The sequence below is a fragment of the Micromonospora sp. NPDC047756 genome (assembly GCF_055587245.1).
In genome coordinates this window covers 610,230-632,589 of the sequence record NZ_JBVJGQ010000005.1, presented here as the reverse complement: position 1 = coordinate 632,589, position 22,360 = coordinate 610,230, and the positions used below count along the sequence as shown (strand labels likewise).

General features: G+C 70.9%; 18 protein-coding genes. 15 read left to right on the top strand and 3 right to left on the bottom strand.

The window, feature by feature from the left end; genetic code table 11:
* Window positions 1-47 precede the first annotated feature (47 nt).
* From ACZ6NZ_RS19615 to ahcY, 6 genes are all read left to right on the top strand, one after another.
* A complete protein-coding gene (locus tag ACZ6NZ_RS19615) occupies window positions 48-1,433 on the top strand; it encodes a phosphomannomutase/phosphoglucomutase (protein WP_465859430.1) in 1,386 nt (461 codons plus the stop codon).
* 61 nt (window positions 1,434-1,494) lie between these two features.
* Window positions 1,495-1,680, top strand: a complete 186-nt coding sequence (locus tag ACZ6NZ_RS19610; RefSeq protein WP_091394023.1) for a Trm112 family protein — start codon at window positions 1,495-1,497, stop codon at window positions 1,678-1,680.
* Window positions 1,677-2,873 (top strand): SIS domain-containing protein, encoded by a 1,197-nt coding sequence (locus ACZ6NZ_RS19605; RefSeq protein ID WP_366610435.1) that lies wholly within the window; start codon window positions 1,677-1,679, stop codon window positions 2,871-2,873. The genes ACZ6NZ_RS19610 and ACZ6NZ_RS19605 overlap by 4 nt, the downstream gene beginning before the upstream one ends.
* A gap of 67 nt (window positions 2,874-2,940) precedes the next feature.
* Complete coding sequence (locus ACZ6NZ_RS19600) at window positions 2,941-3,948, top strand: cation diffusion facilitator family transporter (protein WP_366610436.1); 1,008 nt, start codon at window positions 2,941-2,943, stop codon at window positions 3,946-3,948.
* A 3-nt stretch (window positions 3,949-3,951) separates the two neighbouring features.
* Window positions 3,952-5,115 (top strand): mannose-6-phosphate isomerase, class I, encoded by a 1,164-nt coding sequence (gene manA / locus ACZ6NZ_RS19595; RefSeq protein WP_465859429.1) that lies wholly within the window; start codon window positions 3,952-3,954, stop codon window positions 5,113-5,115.
* 279 nt (window positions 5,116-5,394) lie between these two features.
* Window positions 5,395-6,894 (top strand): adenosylhomocysteinase, encoded by a 1,500-nt coding sequence (gene ahcY, locus ACZ6NZ_RS19590; RefSeq protein ID WP_465859428.1) that lies wholly within the window; start codon window positions 5,395-5,397, stop codon window positions 6,892-6,894.
* Between the two features lie 228 nt (window positions 6,895-7,122).
* Here ahcY and ACZ6NZ_RS19585 read toward each other — a convergent pair whose 3' ends face one another.
* Complete coding sequence (locus tag ACZ6NZ_RS19585; RefSeq protein WP_366610441.1) at window positions 7,123-7,269, bottom strand: hypothetical protein; 147 nt, start codon at window positions 7,267-7,269, stop codon at window positions 7,123-7,125.
* 136 nt (window positions 7,270-7,405) lie between these two features.
* Between ACZ6NZ_RS19585 and efeU the strand changes: the two genes are divergently transcribed.
* From efeU to hpf, 8 genes are all read left to right on the top strand, one after another.
* Window positions 7,406-8,305 carry an iron uptake transporter permease EfeU gene (gene efeU / locus ACZ6NZ_RS19580; protein ID WP_465859427.1) on the top strand — a complete coding sequence of 300 codons (900 nt, stop codon included), beginning with the start codon at window positions 7,406-7,408 and terminating at the stop codon, window positions 8,303-8,305.
* 22 nt (window positions 8,306-8,327) lie between these two features.
* A complete protein-coding gene (efeO, locus tag ACZ6NZ_RS19575; RefSeq protein WP_465859426.1) occupies window positions 8,328-9,461 on the top strand; it encodes an iron uptake system protein EfeO in 1,134 nt (377 codons plus the stop codon).
* A gap of 19 nt (window positions 9,462-9,480) precedes the next feature.
* Entirely contained in the window at window positions 9,481-10,758 is a 1,278-nt protein-coding gene (gene efeB / locus ACZ6NZ_RS19570; protein WP_465859425.1) for an iron uptake transporter deferrochelatase/peroxidase subunit, read from the top strand.
* Between the two features lie 226 nt (window positions 10,759-10,984).
* Window positions 10,985-11,674 carry an MtrAB system response regulator MtrA gene (gene mtrA, locus ACZ6NZ_RS19565; protein ID WP_030331519.1) on the top strand — a complete coding sequence of 230 codons (690 nt, stop codon included), beginning with the start codon at window positions 10,985-10,987 and terminating at the stop codon, window positions 11,672-11,674.
* Window positions 11,675-11,686: 12 nt separating this feature from the next.
* Window positions 11,687-13,444: an MtrAB system histidine kinase MtrB gene (mtrB, locus tag ACZ6NZ_RS19560; protein WP_465859424.1), complete on the top strand. Its 1,758-nt coding sequence runs from the start codon at window positions 11,687-11,689 to the stop codon at window positions 13,442-13,444.
* A 32-nt stretch (window positions 13,445-13,476) separates the two neighbouring features.
* Complete coding sequence (locus ACZ6NZ_RS19555; protein ID WP_465859493.1) at window positions 13,477-15,255, top strand: LpqB family beta-propeller domain-containing protein; 1,779 nt, start codon at window positions 13,477-13,479, stop codon at window positions 15,253-15,255.
* A gap of 37 nt (window positions 15,256-15,292) precedes the next feature.
* Entirely contained in the window at window positions 15,293-15,967 is a 675-nt protein-coding gene (locus ACZ6NZ_RS19550; protein ID WP_465859492.1) for a ComF family protein, read from the top strand.
* 245 nt (window positions 15,968-16,212) lie between these two features.
* Window positions 16,213-16,848, top strand: coding sequence for a ribosome hibernation-promoting factor, HPF/YfiA family (hpf, locus tag ACZ6NZ_RS19545; RefSeq protein ID WP_366610449.1), 636 nt, complete (start codon window positions 16,213-16,215; stop codon window positions 16,846-16,848).
* Window positions 16,849-16,903: 55 nt separating this feature from the next.
* Here the strand turns inward: hpf and ACZ6NZ_RS19540 are convergent, their stop codons facing one another.
* Both ACZ6NZ_RS19540 and ACZ6NZ_RS19535 read right to left on the bottom strand, forming a co-directional pair.
* Entirely contained in the window at window positions 16,904-18,016 is a 1,113-nt protein-coding gene (locus ACZ6NZ_RS19540; RefSeq protein ID WP_465859423.1) for a GNAT family N-acetyltransferase, read from the bottom strand.
* Window positions 18,013-19,176 carry a GNAT family N-acetyltransferase gene (locus ACZ6NZ_RS19535; protein WP_465859422.1) on the bottom strand — a complete coding sequence of 388 codons (1,164 nt, stop codon included), beginning with the start codon at window positions 19,174-19,176 and terminating at the stop codon, window positions 18,013-18,015. The genes ACZ6NZ_RS19540 and ACZ6NZ_RS19535 overlap by 4 nt, the downstream gene beginning before the upstream one ends.
* Window positions 19,177-19,344: 168 nt before the next feature.
* Between ACZ6NZ_RS19535 and secA the strand changes: the two genes are divergently transcribed.
* Window positions 19,345-22,272, top strand: a complete 2,928-nt coding sequence (gene secA / locus ACZ6NZ_RS19530; RefSeq protein WP_366610451.1) for a preprotein translocase subunit SecA — start codon at window positions 19,345-19,347, stop codon at window positions 22,270-22,272.
* Window positions 22,273-22,360: the final 88 nt, after the last annotated feature.

Genomic DNA, 22,360 nt, shown 5'->3' with positions numbered 1-22,360 from the left:
GTTAGGCTCAGGATCGGTGTCTAACCTGCGGCCAAGGAGTGGAACACGTGTCTGATCTGTCCCAGATTGTGAAGGCCTACGACGTCCGCGGGACGGTGCCGGACCAGTGGGACGAACGGGCCGCCGAGGCACTGGGCGCCGCCTTCACCCAACTGCTCAACTCCACCGACGAGCCGGGCGACGCCGTCGTCGTCGGGCACGACATGCGGGCCACCTCGCCCGGCCTGGCCGCCGCGTTCGCAGCCGGCGTACGCGCCGAGGGCCGCTCGGTGATCGAGATCGGCCTCGCCTCCACCGACCTGCTCTACTACGCGTCCGGCTCGCTCGACCTGCCCGGCGCGATGTTCACCGCCAGCCACAACCCCGCGCAGTACAACGGCATCAAGATGTGCCGCTCCGGCGCGCGCCCGATCGGCCAGGAGAGCGGCCTGGCCGAGATCCGGGAGCGGGCCCAGGCCCTCCTGGACTCGGACGACAGCCGTCCCGCCGGAGAACCGACCCGGCCCGCCGAGCGGCGCGACCTGCTCCCCGATTACGCCGGCTACCTGCGCAAGCTGGTCGACCTCTCCGGCATCCGGCCGTTGAAGGTGGTCGTCGACGCCGGCAACGGCATGGGTGGCTTCACCGTTCCGACGGTGCTGGGCGACGCGGCCCTGTCGCCGCTGCCGCTGGAGATCGTTCCGCTCTACTTCGAGTTGGACGGCAGCTTCCCCAACCACGAGGCCAACCCACTCGACCCGGCGAACCTGGTCGACCTCCAGCGCGCCGTGGTCGAGCACGGGGCGGACATCGGGTTGGCCTTCGACGGTGACGCCGACCGGTGCTTCGTGGTGGACGAGCGCGGCGAACCGGTCTCACCGTCGGCGATCACCGCACTCGTCGCCGCACGTGAGCTGGCCAAGCACCCGGGTTCCACGGTGATCCACGGCCTGATCACCTCCAGCGCCGTCGCGGAGATCATCCGGGAGCACGGTGGAAAGCCGGTCGTCGCCCGGGTGGGGCACTCCTTCATCAAGGCGGAGATGGCCCGCACCAACGCCGTCTTCGGCGGGGAGCACTCCGCGCACTACTACTTCCGCGACTTCTGGTTCGCCGACACCGGGATGCTCGCGGCGATGCACACGTTGGCCGCGCTGGGTGAGCAGTCGCTGCCGCTGTCCGTGCTGGCCGGTGAGTACGAGCGCTACATCGCCTCCGGCGAGATCAACTCGACGGTGACCGACCAGGCGGCGGCGGTGGCCGAGGTGCGGGCCGCGTACCCCGATGCTGTCGCTGACGAGATGGACGGACTCACCCTGCGTTTCCCCGACGGCGCCTGGTTCAACCTGCGCGCCTCCAACACCGAGCCGCTGCTGCGGCTCAACGTCGAGGCGCCCACCCGGGATCGGATGGTCTCGCTCCGGGACGACGTGCTCGGCCGCGTTCGCCGATAAGATCACCTGCGCCGGTCGGCACCGCCGTCGGTCAAGCCGTACACGTGGAAGGAGCCGTGCCATGGCCCTGGATCCGCAGTTGCTGGAGATCCTTGCCTGTCCGGACACGCACCACGCCCCGCTCACCTATGACGCCGAGGCGCAGACGTTGACCTGCACGGAGTGCGGCCGGATCTTCGAGGTCCGCGACGACGTGCCGGTGCTGCTGCTCGACGAGGCGCGCGGCGGCCCCGGGCAGTCCTCATGATCGACGGTACGGCCGGGGTCAGCGGGCGTCGTGACGCCGACGAGGCCCTGCTCGACAACCCGCAGGCGTTGGCCGAGGCCGACCCGGGCGGCATGCTCCGGCACACGGCGTCGGCCGGTGCGCAGGTTCGCGAGAGCGCCGCGCTGGCGGCCGAGGCGAACCTCGCGGTGCTCGCCGACGACGGGCGGCCCCGGGCCGTCGTGATCGCCGGCATCGGCACCGCCGGGCGTACCGGGGACGTGCTGGCCACTGTCGCCGGGCCCCGCTGCCCGGTCCCGATCATCGGGCACCGATCCGCCGGCGTGCCCGGTTGGGTGGGTGCGGCCGACGTGGTGATCGCGGTGAGCGCGTCCGGGCGTAGCCCGGAGGCACTCGGCGCCGCCGAGGCGGCCCACCGCCGTGGTGCGCGGCTGGTCGCCGTGGGTGCCCCGGACTCACGGTTGCAGTCGATCGCCGAGCAGGCCCGGGCGCCGTTCATCCCGGTGCCCCGGCGGGCCCCGGCCCGGGCCAGTCTCTGGGCGCTCACGGTGCCGGTCCTGCTGGCCGCCCGTTCCCTCGGGCTCGTCAAGGTCAACGAGGCGGACCTGGCCGAGACCGCGGCCAGGCTCGACGCGGACGCCGACCGCTGCCGATCGGCGGCCGAGTCCTTCGTCAACCCGGCGAAGTCACTGGCGCTGGGCCTGGCCGGCTCGATCCCCATCGTCTGGGGTTCGTCCCCGCTGGCCACGGTGGCGGCCCGCCGGTTCGGCGACACCCTGTCGGCGAACGCCCGCTACCCGGTGGTCACCGGAGCGCTGGGTGAGGCCGGGCGGGGTCGGGTCGGGCTGCTCGACGGCGTCTTCGGTGGCCTGGCCGAGGGGGAGCGGGACATCTTCGCCGACCCGGCCGAGGACGACGGCGAGGGCACCCGGCTGCGGCTGGTGCTGCTGCGCGACGGCGGTCTCAACGCCGAGGACGACACCGACGAGCCGCTCGCCGTCGAGGAGCGCCGTGCGGACGCGGTGCAGACCCTCGCGGAGCGCCGTGGCGTGCGGTGCGACGTGGTGACCGCCGAGGGCGGCTCCGCCCTGGAGCGGCTGGCGTCGCTGATCGCCGTTCCGGACTTCGCCTCGATCTACCTTGCTCTGGCACACGGGTTGGACCCGATGGCCGTTCCGGCCATCACCGAGATGAAGGAACTGTCGAACCAGTGAACGAACGTAGGGGGCGGCGCGTCATGCGCGGACCGGTCGGCTTCGCGGGGCGAAGCGGAGCGGTGGCATGAGCGCCAACGGTGGGACGAAGGCGATCATCGCCGCCCTCCTGGCCAACATCGGCATCGCCGTCACCAAGTTCGTCGCGTTCCTGCTCTCCGGCTCGTCGTCGATGTTGGCCGAGGCGGTCCACTCGGTCGCCGACTCTGGTAACCAGGGCCTGCTGCTGCTCGGCGGCAAGCGGGCCAAGCGGGCGGCCACCCCGGAACACCCGTTCGGGTACGGCCGGGAGCGCTACATCTACGCGTTCATCGTGTCCATCGTGCTGTTCAGCATCGGTGGCCTCTTCGCGCTCTACGAGGCGTACCACAAGTGGGATCACGCGGAGGGCATCACGTCCTGGCACTGGCTGCCGGTCGTGGTCCTGGTGGTGGCGATCGTCCTGGAGTCGTTCTCATTTCGGACCGCCATCAAGGAGTCCAACCACAGCCGGGGCACGCAGTCCTGGGTGCGTTTCATCCGTCGGGCCAAGGCCCCGGAGCTGCCGGTGGTGCTCCTGGAGGACTTCGGCGCGCTGATCGGTCTGGTGTTCGCGCTCTTCGGTGTCAGCATGACGCTGATCACCGGCAACGGCCGGTGGGACGCCGCCGGCACCGCGATGATCGGCATCCTGCTGGTGGTCATCGCCATCGTGCTGGCCATCGAGACGAAGAGCCTGCTGCTCGGTGAGGGTGCCGAGGCGTCCGAGCTGGCCGCCATCGAGCGGGCCGTCACCGACGGCCCCGAGGTGGAGCGGATCATCCACATGAAGACGCTCTACCTGGGCCCGGAAGAGCTGATGGTGGCCGCCAAGATCGGTGTTCCGGAGTGGGAGAGCGCCCACGACCTGGCCCGTGGCATCAACGCCGTCGAGGCGCGGATCCGAGCCGCGGTGCCGATCGCCCGGGTGATCTATCTGGAGCCGGACGTCTACAGCACCGCTGCCGCCGAGGCCGGCACCGGTGCCGCGGCCGACACCGCGGTGCCGCAGCCGCAGGACACGTCGGGCGACCCGGCCGGGCGGCCCGGGGGCTGACGGGTGGAGCCACTGTACGGTCCGATCCGGGACTACGCCTGGGGCTCGCGCTCAGCCATCGCCCTCCTGCAGGGGCGAGCGGTGCCGAGCGCGGGCCCGGAGGCGGAGCTGTGGTTGGGGGCCCACCCGGGCGCCCCGGCCCACGTGGATCGTGCCGGTCTGCGGGTCAGCCTCTGTGACCTGGTGCGGGACGAGCCAGGGCAGTGGCTCGGTCAGCGGGTGTCCGAGCGTTTCGGCAACCGGCTGCCGTTCCTGCTCAAGGTGCTCGCGGCCGACGCTCCGCTGAGCCTGCAGGCCCACCCGGACGCCGAGCAGGCGCAGGCCGGCTACGCCGCGGAGGCGGGACGCGCCGACGGGCATCGGAACTACTCCGACCCGCACCACAAGCCGGAGTTGCTGGTCGCGCTCACCCCGTTCGAGGCGCTGTGCGGTTTCCGGGATCCGGCGGAGTCGGCCGAGGCGCTCGTGGCGTTCGGCGTACCGGCGTTGGCGCCGGTGGTCGCCGCGTTGCGGTCCGGGCCGGCGGGGTTGCGGACGGCGGTGCGGACGCTGCTCGGCTGGCCGGTCGCCAGGCGTCACGACCTGCTGGCCGCTGTCGTGGCGGCGCCGGTCGACGGCCCGGACGCGGAGCTGACCCGTCGACTGGCCACGGCGTACCCGGGGGATCCGGGTGCGCTGGTCGCGCTGCTGCTGCACCACCTGCGGCTGGAGGCGGGGGAAGCGATCTGGATGCCCGCCGGCAACCTGCACGCCTACCTGAGCGGCTGCGGCGTGGAGATCATGGCGGCCAGCGACAACGTGCTGCGCGGCGGCCTGACCCCGAAGCGGGTGGACGTCGACGAGTTGTTGCAGGTGCTGCGCTTCGAGGTGCTCGTCGATCCGGTCCGGGCCGCGGAGCCGGTCGGCCCGGGGGTGGACTGGTGGCCGGTGCCGGTGGACGATTTCGCGCTGCACCGGGTCCGGGTCGACGCGGCGGTGCCGTCGGTGACCCTGTCGCTGCCCGGCCCCCGGGTGGTGCTCTGCGCTGGTGGTTCGATCACCGTGGACGACGGTGCCGGCGCGTTGACGCTGGCCTCCGGCGAGGCGGCCATCGGTACGGCGTTGGAGGCGCCGCTGCGGATCGACGGCGCCGGTGTGGCGTTCGTGGCGACGTCCGGGCTGCGCTGACCCCGACCCGGGCCAACGACACAAGTCCGACTTTCCCGGAATAGCTTGACGTCGCCCTGCCTCAGTGTGACTCTATGAGTACGCAGCGTTATCGCGACGACGGTCCGAGAACGTGCGGGGGAACCAAACCGGGGGGATGCACGGGGCGGGCGGGACGTGGGCGGGAAGGTCCGTTCATCACCGACCGCCCCGTGCGCTGTCCGCCGACCGTGCCCGATGCCCGTCGCCGACGCGCGTAAGGTGGAAGGTCGGCGCAGACATCGTTCGACAGGAGCTTTCATGACCAGCACCCTCCCGGCGTCCGCCAGCGGCACGCCGTCCGAGGCCCGGCCGAGCACGCTCGCCGACGGCGACTTCAAGGTGGCGGATCTGTCGCTCGCCGAGTTCGGGCGTAAGGAGATCCAGCTCGCCGAGCACGAGATGCCCGGCCTGATGGCAATCCGTCGCGAGTTCGCCGAGGCGCAGCCGCTCGCCGGCGCGCGGATCACCGGCTCTCTGCACATGACCATCCAGACCGCCGTCCTGATCGAGACGTTGGTCGCGCTCGGCGCGCAGGTGCGCTGGGCGTCCTGCAACATCTTCTCCACCCAGGACCACGCCGCCGCGGCGATCGTCGTCGGCCCGGACGGCACCCCCGAGGCTCCGGCCGGGGTTCCGGTGTACGCCTGGAAGGGCGAGACCCTTCCGGAGTACTGGTGGTGCACCGAGCAGGTGCTCGCCTGGCCGGACGGGCAGGGCCCCAACATGATCCTCGACGACGGCGGCGACGCCACCCTGCTGGTGCACAAGGGCGCCGAGTTCGAGAAGGCCGGGGTGGTTCCGCCGGTCGAGTCGGCCGACTCCGAGGAGTACGCGGTCATCCTCGAGCTGCTGCACCGCTCGCTCGGCGAGGACGGCCAGCGGTGGACCCGGATCGCCGGCGGCATCAAGGGCGTGACCGAGGAGACCACCACCGGCGTACACCGGCTCTACGAGATGCACCGGGCCGGCACCCTGCTCTTCCCGGCCATCAACGTCAACGACTCGGTGACCAAGAGCAAGTTCGACAACAAGTACGGCTGCCGGCACTCGCTCATCGACGGCATCAACCGCGCCACCGACGTGCTGATCGGCGGCAAGATGGCGGTCGTCCTGGGCTACGGCGACGTGGGCAAGGGCTGCGCCGAGTCGCTGCGCGGCCAGGGCGCCCGGGTCGTGGTGACCGAGGTGGACCCGATCTGCGCGTTGCAGGCCGCCATGGACGGCTACCAGGTCGCCACCCTGGACGACATTGTCGAGCAGGCCGACATCTTCATCACCGCCACCGGCTGCTTCGACGTCATCACCAACGAGCACATGGCCCGGATGAAGCACCAGGCCATCGTCGGCAACATCGGCCACTTCGACAACGAGATCGACATGGCCGGGCTGGCCAAGCGGTCCGACGTCGAGCGGATCAACATCAAGCCGCAGGTCGACCTGTGGCGCTTCGCCGACGGGCACGCCATCATCGTGCTCTCCGAGGGTCGCCTGCTGAACCTGGGCAACGCGACCGGGCACCCGAGCTTCGTCATGTCGAACTCGTTCGCCAACCAGACGATCGCCCAGATCGAGCTCTTCACCAAGACCGAGGAGTACCCGATCGGCGTCTACGTGCTGCCCAAGCACCTGGACGAGAAGGTGGCCCGACTGCACCTCGGCGCACTCGGTGCCAAGCTGAGCACGCTGACCAAGGAGCAGGCCGCCTACCTCGGCGTCTCCACGGAGGGTCCGTTCAAGCCGGATCACTACCGCTACTGATCGACATCTCCGAACCGGGCCGGCTGTTCACAGCCGGCCCGGTTCGTCGTCCCCGCCCCGCCCCGCCCCGCCCTGCCGTGCCCCGCCCCGCCCTGCGCTCCCGCGATCTTGCACTTTCGGTTGGAGATTCACGGCTTTAGGAGCGATATGTCTCCGCAGAAAGTGCAAGATCGCGGGCCGCGGCCGCGGGCCGCGGGCGCGGGGTGCGGGGTGCGGGCCGGGGGGTGGTTAGGGGCGGCGGGTGGGGCGGAACCAGGTCCAGATGCACCAGGCCAGCCAGCCGAGCGAGACGATGGTGGCCAGTGCCCGTAGGCGTAGTGCGCTGAGCAGCAGCACCACGGCCAGAACCGTCAACCACGGCAGGAATCCCCTCACGGCGCGATCTTCGCACAGTGGAGTTCGCCGGAGACAGGGTGAGCTTGTCGTGAACGACTTGACGACGGCTCTGACCAGGAGGAAGGTGAGCCTGCCCTAAGTCAGCCAAGGCGTGCCTAACCTACTCGGAGCCCGGATGTTCGCCACCTACCTGATCGGTCTGCGGGAAGGGCTGGAAGCCACCCTGGTGGTCAGCATCCTGGTCGCCTTCCTGGTGAAGTCGCAGCGCCGGGACCGGCTGCCGCAGGTGTGGGCGGGCGTCGGCCTGGCCGTGGCGCTCTCGGTGCTCTTCGGTTGGCTGATCGAGTACACCTCGACCTCGCTGCTGTCCCGATCCGAGGATCGGGAGTTGTTCGAGGCGATCACCTCGGTGGCCGCCGTCGTCTTCGTGACCTGGATGATCTTCTGGATGCGCCGGGCTGCCCGGACCATCGCCGGCGAGCTGCGGGGCAAGCTCACCGAGGCGCTGGCGGTCGGGTCTCTCGCCGTAGCCGGGATGGCGTTCCTCGCGGTGATCCGCGAGGGTCTGGAGACGGCGCTGATCTTCTACTCGGCCGCCCAGGGCGCGGCCGGCGACAGCGGCCCGCTGCTCGCGTTGATCGGCGGCATCGTCACCGCCGTGGTCCTCGGCGTGCTGCTCTACGCCAGCGCCCTGCGGATCAACCTCAGCAAGTTCTTCACCTGGACCGGCGCGCTGCTGATCCTGGTCGCCGCCGGCATCCTCAAGTACGGCGTGCACGACTTCCAGGAGGCCGGCGTCCTGCCCGGCCTGAACGACCTGGCCTTCGACATCAGCAGCGTGCTCGACCCGAGCACCTGGTACGCGGCCCTGCTCGCCGGCATGTTCAACGTGACCCCCGCGCCCACGGTGCTGGAGACGATCGCCTGGGTCGCGTACGCCGTACCGGTGCTCCTGCTCTTCCTGCGACCGGCCCGGCGTCAGCCGGCACCCACCGCGACCACCACCACCGTCACCGAGCGCGGGGCCGACGCCGGCGCCGAGGCCGATGCGGCGTCCACGCCGCAGCGTGCCTGACCCACGAGGAGAGACAGCTTCGATGCGTACCACCCAGTTCTTCGCGCTGGCCGCCGCCGGCGTGCTGGCCACGGCCGGTCTGGCCGCCTGCTCCGACTCCGACAAGGGCGACTCGGCCGGCTCCGGCGGACCGATCGTGGTCAAGGCCAGCGACACCGCCTGTGAGGTCGGCTCGACCGACCTGGGCGCCGGCACCGTCACCTTCAAGATCACCAATTCGGGCGCGAAGGTGACCGAGTTCTACGTGTACGCCGACGGCGACCGGGTGATGGGCGAGGTGGAAAACATCGCCCCGGGGCTGAGCCGCGAGCTGCACGTGGAGCTGCCGGCCGGCACGTACCAGACGGCCTGCAAGCCGGGGATGAGCGGCAAGGGCATTCGGGGCGCGCTCAAGGTCAGCGGGTCGGCGCAGCCGCTCACCGCCGACGCCGCGCTGGGTGACGCCACGGACAACTACCAGCGGTACGTGAAGAGCCAGACCAGCGCGCTGTTGGACAAGACCGAGGAGTTCGTCGGCGCGGTCAAGGCCGGTGACGTGGCGAAGTCCAAGGCGCTCTACCCGGTCGCCCGCACCTATTGGGAGCGGATCGAGCCGGTGGCGGAGATCTTCGGCGACCTCGACCCCAAGATCGACGGCCGCGAGGAGGTCCTCGAGGAGGGGATGGAGTTCACCGGCTTCCACCGGATCGAGAAGGACCTCTGGCAGTCCGGCGACATCAGCAAGGACGGCCCGATCGCCGACCGCCTGCTGGTGGACGTCAAGGAGATCGTGGCCAAGGCGAACGCCGAGAAGCTCTCCCCGCTCCAGCTCGCCAACGGTGCCAAGGAGCTGCTCGACGAGGTGGCCAGCGGCAAGATCACCGGCGAGGAGGACCGCTACTCGCACACCGACCTGTGGGACTTCGCCGCCAACCTCGAAGGTTCCAAGGCCGCCGTGTCCGCCCTGCGGCCCGCGTTGCAGCAGCGCTCGCCGGAGCTGGTCAGCCAGCTGGACGCCGAGTTCACGAACGTCGAGGGCCTGCTCGGCAAGCACCGCGACGGCGACGGGTGGAAGCTGCACACCGCGCTGAGCAAGGCCGAGCTCAAGGAACTCTCCGACGGGATCAACGCGCTCGCCGAGCCGATCAGCAAGGTCGCCGCGGCCGTCGCGAAGTGACCGGACCTCAGGGGGACAGATGAGCGGGAGCAGGTTGACCCGGCGGCGGGCGATCACGCTCGCCGGCGCCGGGGTGGCCGGGGTCGCCGGTGCGGCGGTCGGCGTGGGGGCGATGGTGAACGGCTCCCACGGCCCGGCCGCGGCGAGCGACCACCCGGCCGGGGCGGTGCCGTTCCACGGAGAGCACCAGGCCGGCATCGTCACCCCGGCACAGGACCGGCTGCACTTCGTGGCCTTCGACGTGATCACCAAGGACCGGGCCCGGCTCGTCGAACTGCTCGAAGAGTGGACGGCTGCCGCCGCCCGGATGACCGCGGGGCGCGACGCCGGGGTGCTGGGTGCGGTCGGCGGGATGCCGGAGGCCCCACCGGACGACACCGGTGAAGCGCTCGGTCTGCCTCCCTCCCAGCTCACCCTCACCATCGGTTTCGGGCCGACGCTGTTCCGCGACGCCGACGGACGGGACCGCTTCGGCCTCGCCGAGCGTCGTCCTGCCGCCCTCGCCGAGCTGCCGAAGTTTCCCGGCGACGCGGTGCAGCCGCAGCTTTCCGGCGGCGACCTCTGCGTCCAGGCCTGCTCCAACGACCCGCAGGTGGCGGTGCACGCGATCCGCAACCTGGCCCGGCTGGGCATGGGTGTGGTGAGCGTCCGCTGGTCGCAGCTCGGCTTCGGCCGCACCTCGTCGACGACGCGGGAGCAGGCCACCGCGCGCAATCTCTTCGGGTTCAAGGACGGCACGGCCAATCTCAAGGCCGAGGACACCGACCTGCTGCGCGACCAGTTGTGGGTGCAGCCGGGCGACGGGCCGGACTGGATGGCCGGCGGCTCGTACCTGGTGACCCGCAAGATCCGGATGCTGGTGGAGACCTGGGACCGGACCTCCCTCGCCGAGCAGGAGGAGATCGTCGGCCGGGCCAAGGGCAGCGGCGCGCCGTTGGGTCGCGGCGACGAGTTCGACGAGCCCGACTTCGCCGCCCGTGGCGCGGACGGGAAGCCGGTGATCGCCGAGCACGCCCATGTCACGCTGGCCCACCCGAGCCGCAACGGCGGGGCCCACCTGCTCCGCCGGGGTTACAACTTCGTCGACGGCTCGGACAGCCTCGGCCGGCTCGACGCGGGCCTCTTCTTCATCGCCTACCAGCGTGATCCACGCCGTCAGTTCGTGCCGATCCAGACGCAGTTGGCCCGGCACGACGTGATGAACGAGTACCTGCGGCACGTCTCCAGCGGGGTGTTCGCCTGCCCGCCCGGGGTGCGCGACGGCGGGGAACACTGGGGGAGTGGGCTGTTCGGCTGACCGTCGTCCGGATGGCGACAGCCGGATCGCTCCGGCTTGCGGTGGCGCCGGGCGGCGCCGAAGGGGGATCATGGTGGCAGCCTGGCCCTGCGGCCATCCGTGCGCCCAGGCACCGCAGCACGTGGCGCCGCCGCCGCGGGCCGTGGCCACCCGGTTCGACGGCGGCGCGGAGCGTTGCCGGCGACGCCGGTCCCACCGAATTGAATGAGGATGCAATATTAATCCCATGAGAGCCCGCGTACTGGTGGTCGACGATGACCCCGCGCTCGCCGAGATGCTCGGCATCGTGCTGCGCAGTGAGGGTTTCCTGCCTTCTTTTGTGGCGGACGGCGAGCGGGCGTTGGCCGCTTTTCGCGACAGTCGTCCCGATATAGTGCTGCTTGACCTGATGCTTCCCGGAATGAGCGGGATCGACGTCGCCAGGTCGATCCGGGCGGAGTCGGGCGTGCCCATCGTCATGCTGACCGCCAAGAGCGACACCGTCGACGTCGTGCTCGGCCTGGAATCCGGCGCCGACGATTACGTGGTCAAGCCGTTCAAGCCCAAGGAGCTGGTGGCCCGGATGCGGGCCCGACTGCGCCGAGGCGAGGACGTGGCCCCGGAGATGCTGACCATCGGGCCGCCGGACAACCAGATCACCATCGACGTGCCCGCGCACACGGTGAGTCGCAACGACGAGGAGGTGAAGCTGACGCCGCTGGAGTTCGACCTGCTGGTCGCGCTCGCCCGCAAGCCACGTCAGGTCTTCACCCGCGAGGTGCTGCTCGAACAGGTCTGGGGCTACCGCCACGCGGCCGACACCCGTCTGGTCAACGTGCACGTCCAGCGGTTGCGGGCCAAGATCGAACCAGACCCGGAGCGACCGGAAATCATCCTCACCGTGCGGGGCGTGGGTTACAAGGCGGGGACCGGATAGCCTGGTCGCACTGTGTCGACCTCGCCGCCCCCACCCTCCCCGAGTACGGCTGCCCGCCGGCCCAGCGCCGGCGGGGAGCTCTGGCGTGCGGTGAGTGGGCGGCTCGCTCGCGCGGTGGGTCGGGCACACCAGACCTGGCGGCGTTCGCTCCAGGTTCGGGTCGTGACCATCACGCTGGTCGCGTCCAGTCTGCTGGTCGGTGGGTTCGCGGTCCTGATCGCTGACAAGATCACCACGATCCTGCTCGACAGCGCGCGCAGCGACGTCCGGCAGCGGGTGACGAGCGGCGCCAGCTACGCGGCCAAGCAGGTCTCCTTCTACGGGCAGCCGCAGGAGGCGCAGCTCCAGGAGACCATCGACGGGACTGTCAACTACCTGGCCGGCGGCGACCCCCAGCAGACCAGCGGGGTGGTGGTGGCGATCACCGCCGACGACTACCCCAACGACATCCAGACGCGCACCTCCCCGTCGGCGAACGTGCAGTCGCTGATCAGCCCCGAGCTGCGGGCCGCGATCGCCGACGGCAAGGTGGCCAGTCAGATCCGCACCGGGCGACTCACCGGCGAGACCACCAAATACCTGGTGTACGGCTCGCCGGTGCCCACCCGCTTCGGCCAGATCGAGCTCTACTACCTGGTCCCGCTGGGCCGGCAGGACGTCACCGCCGCCGACGCCCGCGCCACGGTGGTGGCCACCGGGGTCGCGCTGGTGATCCTGCTCGGGTTGCTCGCGGCGCTTGTCACCCGGCTGGTGGTCAACCCGGTCCGGGTCGCCGCGCGAACCGCCCAGCGGCTCTCCGCCGGCCTTCTCGACCAGCGGATGGTGGTCAACGGCGAGGACGACCTGGCCCTGCTCGCCGCGTCGTTCAACCAGATGGCCACCAACCTGCAACGGCAGATCCTGCGCCTGGAAGAGATGTCCCGGTTGCAGCGCCGCTTCACCTCGGACGTCTCCCACGAGCTACGTACCCCGTTGACCACGGTGCGGATGGCCGCCGACCTCATCTTCGCTGAGCGCGACGAGTTCGATCCGGCGGTCGCCCGCAGCGCCGAGCTGCTCCAGGCCGAGTTGGACCGCTTCGAGGAGCTGCTCACCGACCTGCTGGAGATCAGTCGGTTCGACGCGGGCTTCGCCATGCTGGATTCCGAGCCGACCGACCTGGTGCCGGTGGTGCACCGGGTGGTCGACCGGCTGTCGGGCCTGGCCGAGCGGGTGGGCGTACCGATCGAACTCGACCTGCCGGGCACCCCGGTGATCGCCGAGGTCGACCCGCGCCGGGTCGAGCGGGTGTTGCGCAACCTGGTCGGCAACGCCGTCGAACACGGTGAGGCCCGCCCGGTGCTGATCACGCTCGGCATCGACGAGACCGCCGTGGCGATCACGGTCCGCGACCACGGTGTGGGGCTGAAGGTGGGCGAGGAGAAGCTGGTGTTCAACCGGTTCTGGCGGGCGGACCCGTCGCGGGCCCGGCAGACCGGGGGCACCGGGCTGGGCCTGTCGATCAGCCTGGAGGACGCACGGCTGCACGGCGGCTGGCTGGAGGCGTGGGGTGCTCCCGGGCAGGGCGCGCAGTTCCGACTCACCCTGCCGGCCCGTGCGGGCGATCGGCTGACCACCTCACCGCTGCGGCTGGTGCCGGCCGACGCCGCCCTGCCGTTCGGCGGCCCCCGCGACGGTGGGCCACTGGCCATCGGTCCCGGCACCGGCGGGGCACTGGCGATCGGTCCGGCTCCGGCCGGGGACGGGCAGCGGACGGAGGTGCGCTCGTGAGACGGCCGACTCTGCTCGGAACCTTCGGCGTGATGGTGCTGCTGGGCGCCGGCTGTGGCATTCCGGCGGCATCCGACGTGCGGGTGGACGGCAAGGGCAGCGCCGCGACCGAGGCCGGTGTGATCAGTCGGGGCAGTGAGCCACCGACGCGGACGGCCAGCGGCAGCGTCAACGAGACGTTCGTCCGCAACTTCCTGTCCGCCGCCGCCGGCGAGCCGGATCGGGCGTACGAGCGGGTCAAGGCGTTCGTCGCCCCGGAGGACAAGACTCGCCTGCAGGACAAGAAGGGCAGCGAGGTCGCGCTGAACGTGGTCCGGCTGCGCGAGGCGGTCTACACCCTCAACAGCGACTCGACCACGACCGTCAAGATCGCCGTGCAGCAGCTCGGGGTGCTGCGGACCAACGGCATCCTGGCCCCACCGGTGGCGACCGAGACGGAGTACGAGTTCGGGCTGCGCAGCGCGTCCTTCAACGGCGGCGTGAACGACGACCGGGCCGGCCTCTACGTCATCAACCCGCCCAACGTGCTGCTGCTCAGCGACACCGCCCTGCGGGAGTACTACCAGGACGAAACGATCTACTTCTGGAGTTCCGACCGCAGCCGCCTGGTGCCCGACCAGCGCTACCGGCCGCAGGCGGTGCCGGTCGAGCGGCAGGTCAACGAGGTGGTGAAGTGGCTGGTCGGTGGCCCCTCCGACTGGTTGCGCCCGGCAGTCGTCGGGCTACCGGACCGCACCGAGCTGATCAACAACGCCACCGGCGGCAACGGTCGGTGGGAGGTCAACCTGGACATGTCCGGGGACGACCAGAGCGGGATCGATCAGTTGATCACGCAGATCGCCTGGTCGCTGGGGGACCTCACCGGTCAGCTCGAGGTGAAGATCCGCAACAACGCGCAGCCCGTGGTGGACCTGGGCGAGCGACGAGACGCCCGGGTGCTCTACCCGTACGCCGCCAGCCCGCAGCGGTTCGGCGTCTACGACGGCGCGATCCACCCACTCGACTTCGACGGCGAGCCCAGCGGCACGGTGCCGTTGACGCCCGAGGCCAACCGTAACGTCGTCTCCGCCAGCCTCGGGCTGGCCAAGGACCGCCGGATCCTCGCCGCGATGGTGGTCGCCGGCAGCGGCAAGAACCGGTACCGACTCGCCGTGGGCACGGGTGCCGACCCGGTCTCCGTGGTCAGCCGCAGCGGTGCCGAATTCTCCTCGATCGGGCGGCCGGTCTGGCTGCGTACTGTCGACAACCGTCCCAGCCGCGGTCTGGTGGTTGCCGACGGGCAGCTCTACCGGTTCGACGAGGCGGCCCGGATGTATCCGGTCCCGCTCAACCTGCCCTCCGCCGCGGTCACCGCGGTGGCCGCCGCGTTGGACGGCCAGCGGGTGGCGCTGATCGCCGGCGGCCGTCTCTACGTCGCCGCGGTCAACCTCGACGGCGGCGGAGCCTCCGTCGGCCCGCCCCGAGAGCTGGTCACCTCGCTGACCAACCCGACGGCGGTCGACTGGGGCAGGGAGGACCAGTTGGTGGTGGCGGGGTCGGTCGGCCAGCCGGCGATCTACGAGATCAGTGTCGACGGCGCCCTGGAGACGCCGTTGCGGACCGACCTCGGCGCCAAGGTCAGCCACCTGACCGCGTACCCCACCAACCGCAGTGTGCGGACGCCCAGCGGGGCGTACATGTACGAGGCGAACGGGGTGGCCTACCGCAGCAGCCCGTTCGAACGGATCGAGCCCGGCCGGGTACGCGACATCGCCCCGGTGCCGGCCGGTGTCCGGCCGAGCAACCCGTCGGCGCCCTTCTTCCTCTACTGACACGGTGAGCGGGCTCTGGGCGGACCTCGCCGACCTGGTGCTGCCCGCCGACTGCGCCGGTTGTCGGGAGCGCCGACCCGGCCTGCGGCACGGGGTCTGCCCAGCCTGTGTCGTGGCGCTGGACGCCCTGCGGCCACGAACGGTCCGCCCCACTCCCGCACCGCCGGGCCTGCCGTCCTGCGTCGCTCTCGGCCCGTACGCGGGACCGCTGCGCGAGGCCCTGCTGGCGTACAAGGAACATGGCCGACACGGGCTTGCGCGCCCGCTCGGCGCGCTGCTCGCCGAGGTCGTCGCGGCGGCCGTCGGTGGGGCCCGTCCGGTGGCGTTGATTCCGGTCCCGGACACCGCGGCGGCGGCCCGGTCCCGCTACGGGGACCACCTCGACCGGCTGGCCCGGCAGTGCGCGGCCCGACTCAACCGCAGCGGTTGGGCGGCGCGGGTGCACCGTCCGCTGCGGGCGTCGCCCCGGCCCGACTCGGTCACCCTGGACAGCGCCGGGCGCGCGGCGGCGGCCGAGGCGGCCTTCCAGCCCCGCCCGACGGGGCCGGTCCGGGGTCGTGCCGGGGCTGCGGCACCGGTCGTGGTGCTGCTCGACGACATCGTCACCACCGGCGTGACCCTCGCCGCCGCGAGCCGGGTGCTGACCGCGACCGGATGGGCACCGGGTGTCGCGGCGGTGCTCGCGGCGACCGAGAAAAGACACCAGTCGTAACCCATTGTGTTTCCGTTTCACCCGTTGGTGTACGAGCTGCGAAAATTCCTGGGTCGTCTCGGCAACATGGGGTGACTGTCGGGCAAACAGGAGTTAGCGTTTCGCTGTCGGGGGTAGGAGGTCGTTCCCACCACCCTCGGCGGTGAGAGGAGGCGTAGCCGTACCAACCGGTCGACGCCAGCGGGTCTCCCCACGGCGCGCGGCCGGGCAACCGGATCGAAGACCGTCCGAACAAGGGAGGTCACGTGGACATCGTGGTCAAGGGCCGAAACGTCGAAGTGCCGGACCATTACCGGGTACACGTAGCCGAGAAACTCGCGAAGATCGAACGCTACGACCACAAACTTATTCGCGTTGATGTCGAGCTGTTTCACGAGCGCAATCCGCGCCAAGCCGACCACTGCCAGCGGGTGGAGATCACCTGCGTTTCCCGGGGCCCGGTGATTCGGGCCGAAGCCTGCACCAACGACTTCTACAGCGCGCTCGACGCGGCCATCGCGAAGCTCGACACCCGGCTGCGCCGCGCGGCCGACCGTCGCCGCGTACACCGGGGGCGGCACGCGCCGATCTCCGTCGCCGAGGCGACAGCGGGCCTGCCGGTCGCTGACCTGGTGCCCAACGCGCTGAGCGCGCCGAGCGACGGCGCCCGCGCCGGCACCGCCGTCGCCGAGCGGGTCGAAGAGGAGCAGGACGACCAGCCGTGGCACATCGCCCGGGAGAAGGTCCACCCGGCCGAGCCGATGACCATCGACGACGCGTTGTTCGAGATGGAACTGGTCGGCCACGACTTCTACCTTTTCCAGGACAAGGAGTCCGGCCGCCCCAGCGTCGTCTACCGACGCCACGCGTACGACTACGGCATCATCTCCCTCGCCACCTGACCGGCAGCTCGTGGGGTTGTGCTGGGGCGTCCCCACCACAACCCCACGACACCGGTCAGCGAAGGTCGGCGGGCAGCAACCCGAAGGTCAGGTCGTCCAGGCGGGCGCCGGCCAGTCCGGGCAGTCGGCCGCGCTGCACTGCCTCGCGCCGAAAACCGACCCGCTCCAGCACCCGGTGCGACGCGGTGTTGTCGGGCACCGTGCCGGCCGACAGCCGGGCGATACCGGCCGAGCCGAACGCCCAGCCCGCGAGCAAGCGGACTGCCCGAGTCGCGTACCCCCGGCCGCGCCAGTCCGGCAGCAACGCGTAGCCGACCGACGCCTCGCCGGCGGCCACGTCGGTGTACGACAAGCCGCAACTGCCCACGGGCTCGCCGCTGGTCACGTCAGTGATCATCAGCCTGGCGATCTCGCCGGTCAGCCAGCCGCTCTGCGCGAGACGACAGCGCCGCTCGATCGCCTCGCGGGTCGGCGGCACCGGCGGCGCCTGGTTCGCCACCACCTCGGGTCGGCTGTGCAACCGGTACATCAGCGCCGCGTCGTCCGGCGCGAGCGGGCGCAGCGCCACCACCTGGTCGGTGAGCACCCCGCCGGGCAGGTCGGGCAGCAGCCGGGCGGCCGGGCCGGGCGGATCACCGGCGAGGCGTACCCAGGCCAGCAGATCGTGCCGGCCCGCGTCGCGGGAGGCACCGGCCGACCGGCGCAGACCCTCGTACCGGAAGCCGGCGGCCAGCGCGACCCGTTGGCTCGGACCGTTCTCCGGTTCGGTGAGCAGTTCCAGCCGGGCCGCCCCTTCGGCGAACGCGTGCTCGCTCAGCACGCGGGTCGCGGCGGTGGCCAGCCCGCGACCGCGGGCCGCCGGCCGCATCCAGTAGCCGATCTCCAGCTGACCCCGGGCGGGCACCGGATTGTTCAGCCCCACCGCGCCGAGCAGCCGATCGGTTCTGGGGTCCGCGACGGCGTACGCCGTGCCGCCGCCGGTCCAGGCCGCCGGGGCGCCGACGTCGATCCACCAGCGGGCGTCGGCCTCGGTGTACGGCGTCGGGAGGTTCGACACGAACCGCTGGGTCAGCGGATCCGCGCAGCCGTCGACGACGTCGGCGCTGTCCTGCGGGCGGAAGGGACGCAGCCGCACGCCGTGCGCCTCGACCACCGGCGGCATGGTCATCCCAGATCCTTCGCGAGCAGCGCGCCGATCCACACATCCACCCGCTCGCCCCGGTGCTGCACGCCACCCCGGGCGGTCCCCTCGATCACGAAGCCCGCCTTCTCCGCCGCTCGCCGGGAGGCGGTGTTGCCCACGTTCGCCTTCCACTCGATCCGCGCCAGACCCAACGTGCTGAAGCCCCAGGCGCTGAGCGCGACCAGCGCGGCGGGCAGGTAACCCCGGCCCCGGGCCGCCGGCGCGATCATGAAGCCGGTGTCGGCCACCAGCGGGTCGGTGGGGGACAGCCGCAGGTCGAGCGTCCCCACGTACCGGTCGTCGGCGTCGGCGATCATGAAGCAGGCGGCGTCCCCCCGAGCCCAGGAGTCGCGGCCGTACGCCTGGTAGCCCTCCGCGTCGGCGCGGTCGTACGGGTCTGGCACGGTCGTCCAGCGGATGGTCTCCGGGTCCCGGCAGGTCTGCACCACCGCGTCCAGGTCCTTCTCCTCCATGGGCCGCAGCCGCAGTTCGCCGGCCCCGGTCTCGGCGAACAGAACGGGCTGCGGGCGGCCGAAGACGGCGGCCCGCCGGGCGGCGAGGGTGCCCGGTCCGGCCGGACCGGTCGACCCGGCGGCCGGCACCTCGCCGGGCAGCAGCGAGCCGATCCAGCCGTCCGCGCTGCCGTCCGCGCTGCCGGCCAGCGCCGGGTCGGCCAGCCGCAACCGGCCGTCGATCCGGAAGCCCGCCCGGAGGGCCACCAGCCGGGAGGCGTGGTTGCCCACCTCGGCCTGCCAGATGAGCCGGCGAAGCCCGAGGGTGTCGAAGGACCAGCGGGCCACCGCCCGGGTGGCCCGGACCGTCACGCCTCGACCACGCGCCCACGGTGCCGTCCAATAGCCGATCTCACCGGTACCGTTCCCGTCGATCGAGACGAGCCCGTTGGAGCCCAGCAGCTCCCCGGTGTCCGGGTCGCACACCGCGAACGGTGCTCCGGTGCCCTCGGCCCAGGCATTCCGGCTCATCGCGGTGACAAATCCGTGGGCGTGTTCCGGCCGGTACGGGCGCGGTACGGTGGTCCAACGCTGAATGTCCGGGTCCTGGCAGGCCCGGTGCACGGCCTCGGCATCCGTCTCTCGCCAGGGCCGCAGCAGCACGCCGTCCTCGATGATCTCCACGAGCTCCACCCGTGCATCCTGCCGTAGCGTTCGCCGACGGCGTAACCGGATAACGTTTGGGGCGTGTGCAGGACGCGAGTTATGTCGGGTTCGGCGGGGTCGAGCACCGCCACCAGTGACCATCGCGCCGATGGAGCGCCTACGATGGGTCGAGACTGTCTAGGGGAGCGTTGATCCGTGTCGATTCTGGAAAAGGTCCTTAACGCGGGCGAGGGCCGCATGGTGCGCCGCCTCAAGGCGATCGCCAATGCCGTCAGCTCGATCGAGGACGACTACATCAACCTCACCGACGAGGAACTGGCCGGCATGACCGAACAGTTCCGAGAGCGGCTCGAGGAGGGTGAAACCCTCGACGACCTGCTGCCGGAGGCGTTCGCGGTGGCCCGAGAGGCGGCTGCGAGGGTGCTCGGCCAGCGCCCGTACGACGTCCAGGTGATGGGCGGCGCGGCGCTGCACTTCGGCAACATCGCCGAGATGAAGACCGGTGAGGGTAAGACGCTGACCTCGGTCATGGCCGTCTACCTCAACGCGCTCTCCGGCAAGGGCGTCCACGTGATCACGGTCAACGACTACCTCGCCCAGCGTGACGCGGCGTGGATGGGCCGGGTGCACGAGTTCCTCGGGCTGACCGTCGGCGTGGTGCTGCCCAACCGGCCGGCGAGTGAGCACAAGGCCGCCTACGAGTGCGACATCACCTACGGCACCAACAACGAGTTCGGCTTCGACTACCTGCGCGACAACATGGCCTGGTCGAAGGAAGAGTTGGTGCAGCGCGGGCACAACTTCGCGGTGGTCGACGAGGTCGACTCCATCCTGATCGACGAGGCCCGCACCCCGCTGATCATCTCCGGCCCGGCCGAGCACTCCGCCCGCTGGTACGGCGAGTTCGCCGGCGTGGTGGCCCGACTCCAGCCCGGCACCGACGGCGAGGGCGACTACGAGGTCGACCACTCCAAGCGCACCATCGCGGTGACCGAACGAGGTGTCGCCAAGGTCGAGGACCGGCTCGGCATCGACAACCTGTACGAGTCGGTGAACACCCCGCTGGTCGGCTACCTCAACAACGCCATCAAGGCCAAGGAGCTCTACAAGCGCGACAAGGACTACATCGTCAGCGACGGTGAGGTCCTGATCGTCGACGAGTTCACCGGTCGCATCCTGCACGGCCGTCGTTACAACGAGGGCATGCACCAGGCGATCGAGGCCAAGGAGGGGGTGGAGATCAAGCAGGAGAACCAGACCCTGGCCACCATCACCCTCCAGAACTACTTCCGCCTCTACGAGAAGCTGTCCGGGATGACCGGTACGGCGCAGACCGAGGCGAGCGAGTTCAACAAGGTCTACAAGGTCGGCGTCGTGACCATCCCGACCCACCGCCCGATGGTTCGCGAGGACCGTCCGGACGTGATCTACAAGACCGAGAAGGCCAAGTTCAACGCCGTCATCGAGGACATCGCCGAGCGGCACCAGCTCGGTCAGCCGGTGCTGGTGGGCACCGTCTCGGTGGAAAACTCCGAGATCCTCTCCCAGTTGCTGCGCCGTCGTGGCATCCCGCACAACGTGTTGAACGCCAAGTTCCACGCCCGGGAGGCCGAGATCGTCGCCCAGGCCGGGCGTAAGGGCGCGGTCACCGTGGCCACCAACATGGCCGGCCGCGGCACCGACATCCTGCTCGGTGGCAACGCCGAGTTCCTCGCCGCGAGCGAGCTGCGCCAGCGCGGCCTCGACCCGCTGGAAAACGAGGAAGAGTACGCCAAGGCGATGGAGGAGGTCCTTCCGACCTGGAAGCAGGCCTGCGACACCGAGGCGGAAGAGGTCTCAGCCGCCGGTGGCCTCTACGTGCTGGGCACCGAGCGGCACGAGTCCCGGCGGATCGACAACCAGCTGCGTGGTCGTGCCGGCCGGCAGGGCGACCCGGGCGAGTCCCGCTTCTACCTGTCCCTTCAGGACGAGCTGATGCGGCGCTTCCGGGCCGGAGCGGTCGAGGCGGTGATGGAGCGCTTCAACATCCCGGAGGACGTGCCCATCGAGTCGAAGATGGTCACCCGGCAGATCAAGAGCGCCCAGGCCCAGATCGAGGGTCAGAACGCCGAGATCCGCAAGAACGTGCTCAAGTACGACGAGGTGCTCAACAAGCAGCGCCAGGTCGTCTACGCCGAGCGGCTCCGGGTGCTCAACGGTGAAGACCTCTCCGACCAGGTCCGCAACATGATCGACGAGACCGTCGAGGCGTACGTGCGGGGCGCCACCTCGGACGGCTACGGCGAAGACTGGGACCTTGAGCAGCTCTGGTCCAGCCTCAAGCAGCTCTACCCGGTCGGCGTGACGATCGAGGAGTTGGAAGAGGAAGCCGGTGGCTCCCGGGCCGGCATGGACGCCGACTTCCTGGTCGCCCGCCTCAAGGACGACGCCAACGCCGCGTACGACCGGCGTGAGGAGCAGCTCGGCACCGAGGGGGTGCGCCAGCTCGAGCGGATGGTGCTGCTCCAGGTCATCGACCGCAAGTGGCGCGAGCACCTCTACGAGATGGACTACCTCCAGGAGGGCATCAACCTCCGGGCGTACGCCCAGCGCGACCCGGTGGTGGAATACCAGCGCGAGGGCTTCGACATGTTCGCCAGCATGATGGACGGCATCAAGGAGGAGACCGTCGGTTTCCTCTACAACATCGACGTCCAGGTGACCGAACCGGAGCCGGAGGAGGGGGCCGACGAGGTCACCCTGCTCGACAAGCCGGTGGAGATCCGGGCCAAGGGCCTCAACCAGGCACCGCGGCGGCAGGGCCTGCAATACTCCGCCCCCACCATCGACGGTGAGGCCAGCCCGGGCGCGGTCGCCGTGGAGCAGGCCGAGCAGCAGGCACCGGCGCTCGGTGTGGGCCGACCGGCTCCGGGCGCTCCGGCGGCACCGGGGCGGAGCGCGCCGTCCGCGCCGCAGCGGCCGGCATCCGGGCTGCGTGGCCCGGCTGTTCCGTCGGCTGCTGCCCGTCGGCCGGCACCGAACCAGGCGGAGGCCAGCAACGGCCCGTCCCGCAACGCGCCGTGCCCGTGTGGCTCGGGCCGCAAGTACAAGCGCTGCCACGGCGCGCCCAACGGCGGCAACTGACCAATAGCAGCTGCACCGACAGCGTCTGACCGACGGGTCCCGGCCGACCAGGCCGGGGCCCGTCGGTGTCTTGTGAGCATCGCCACCG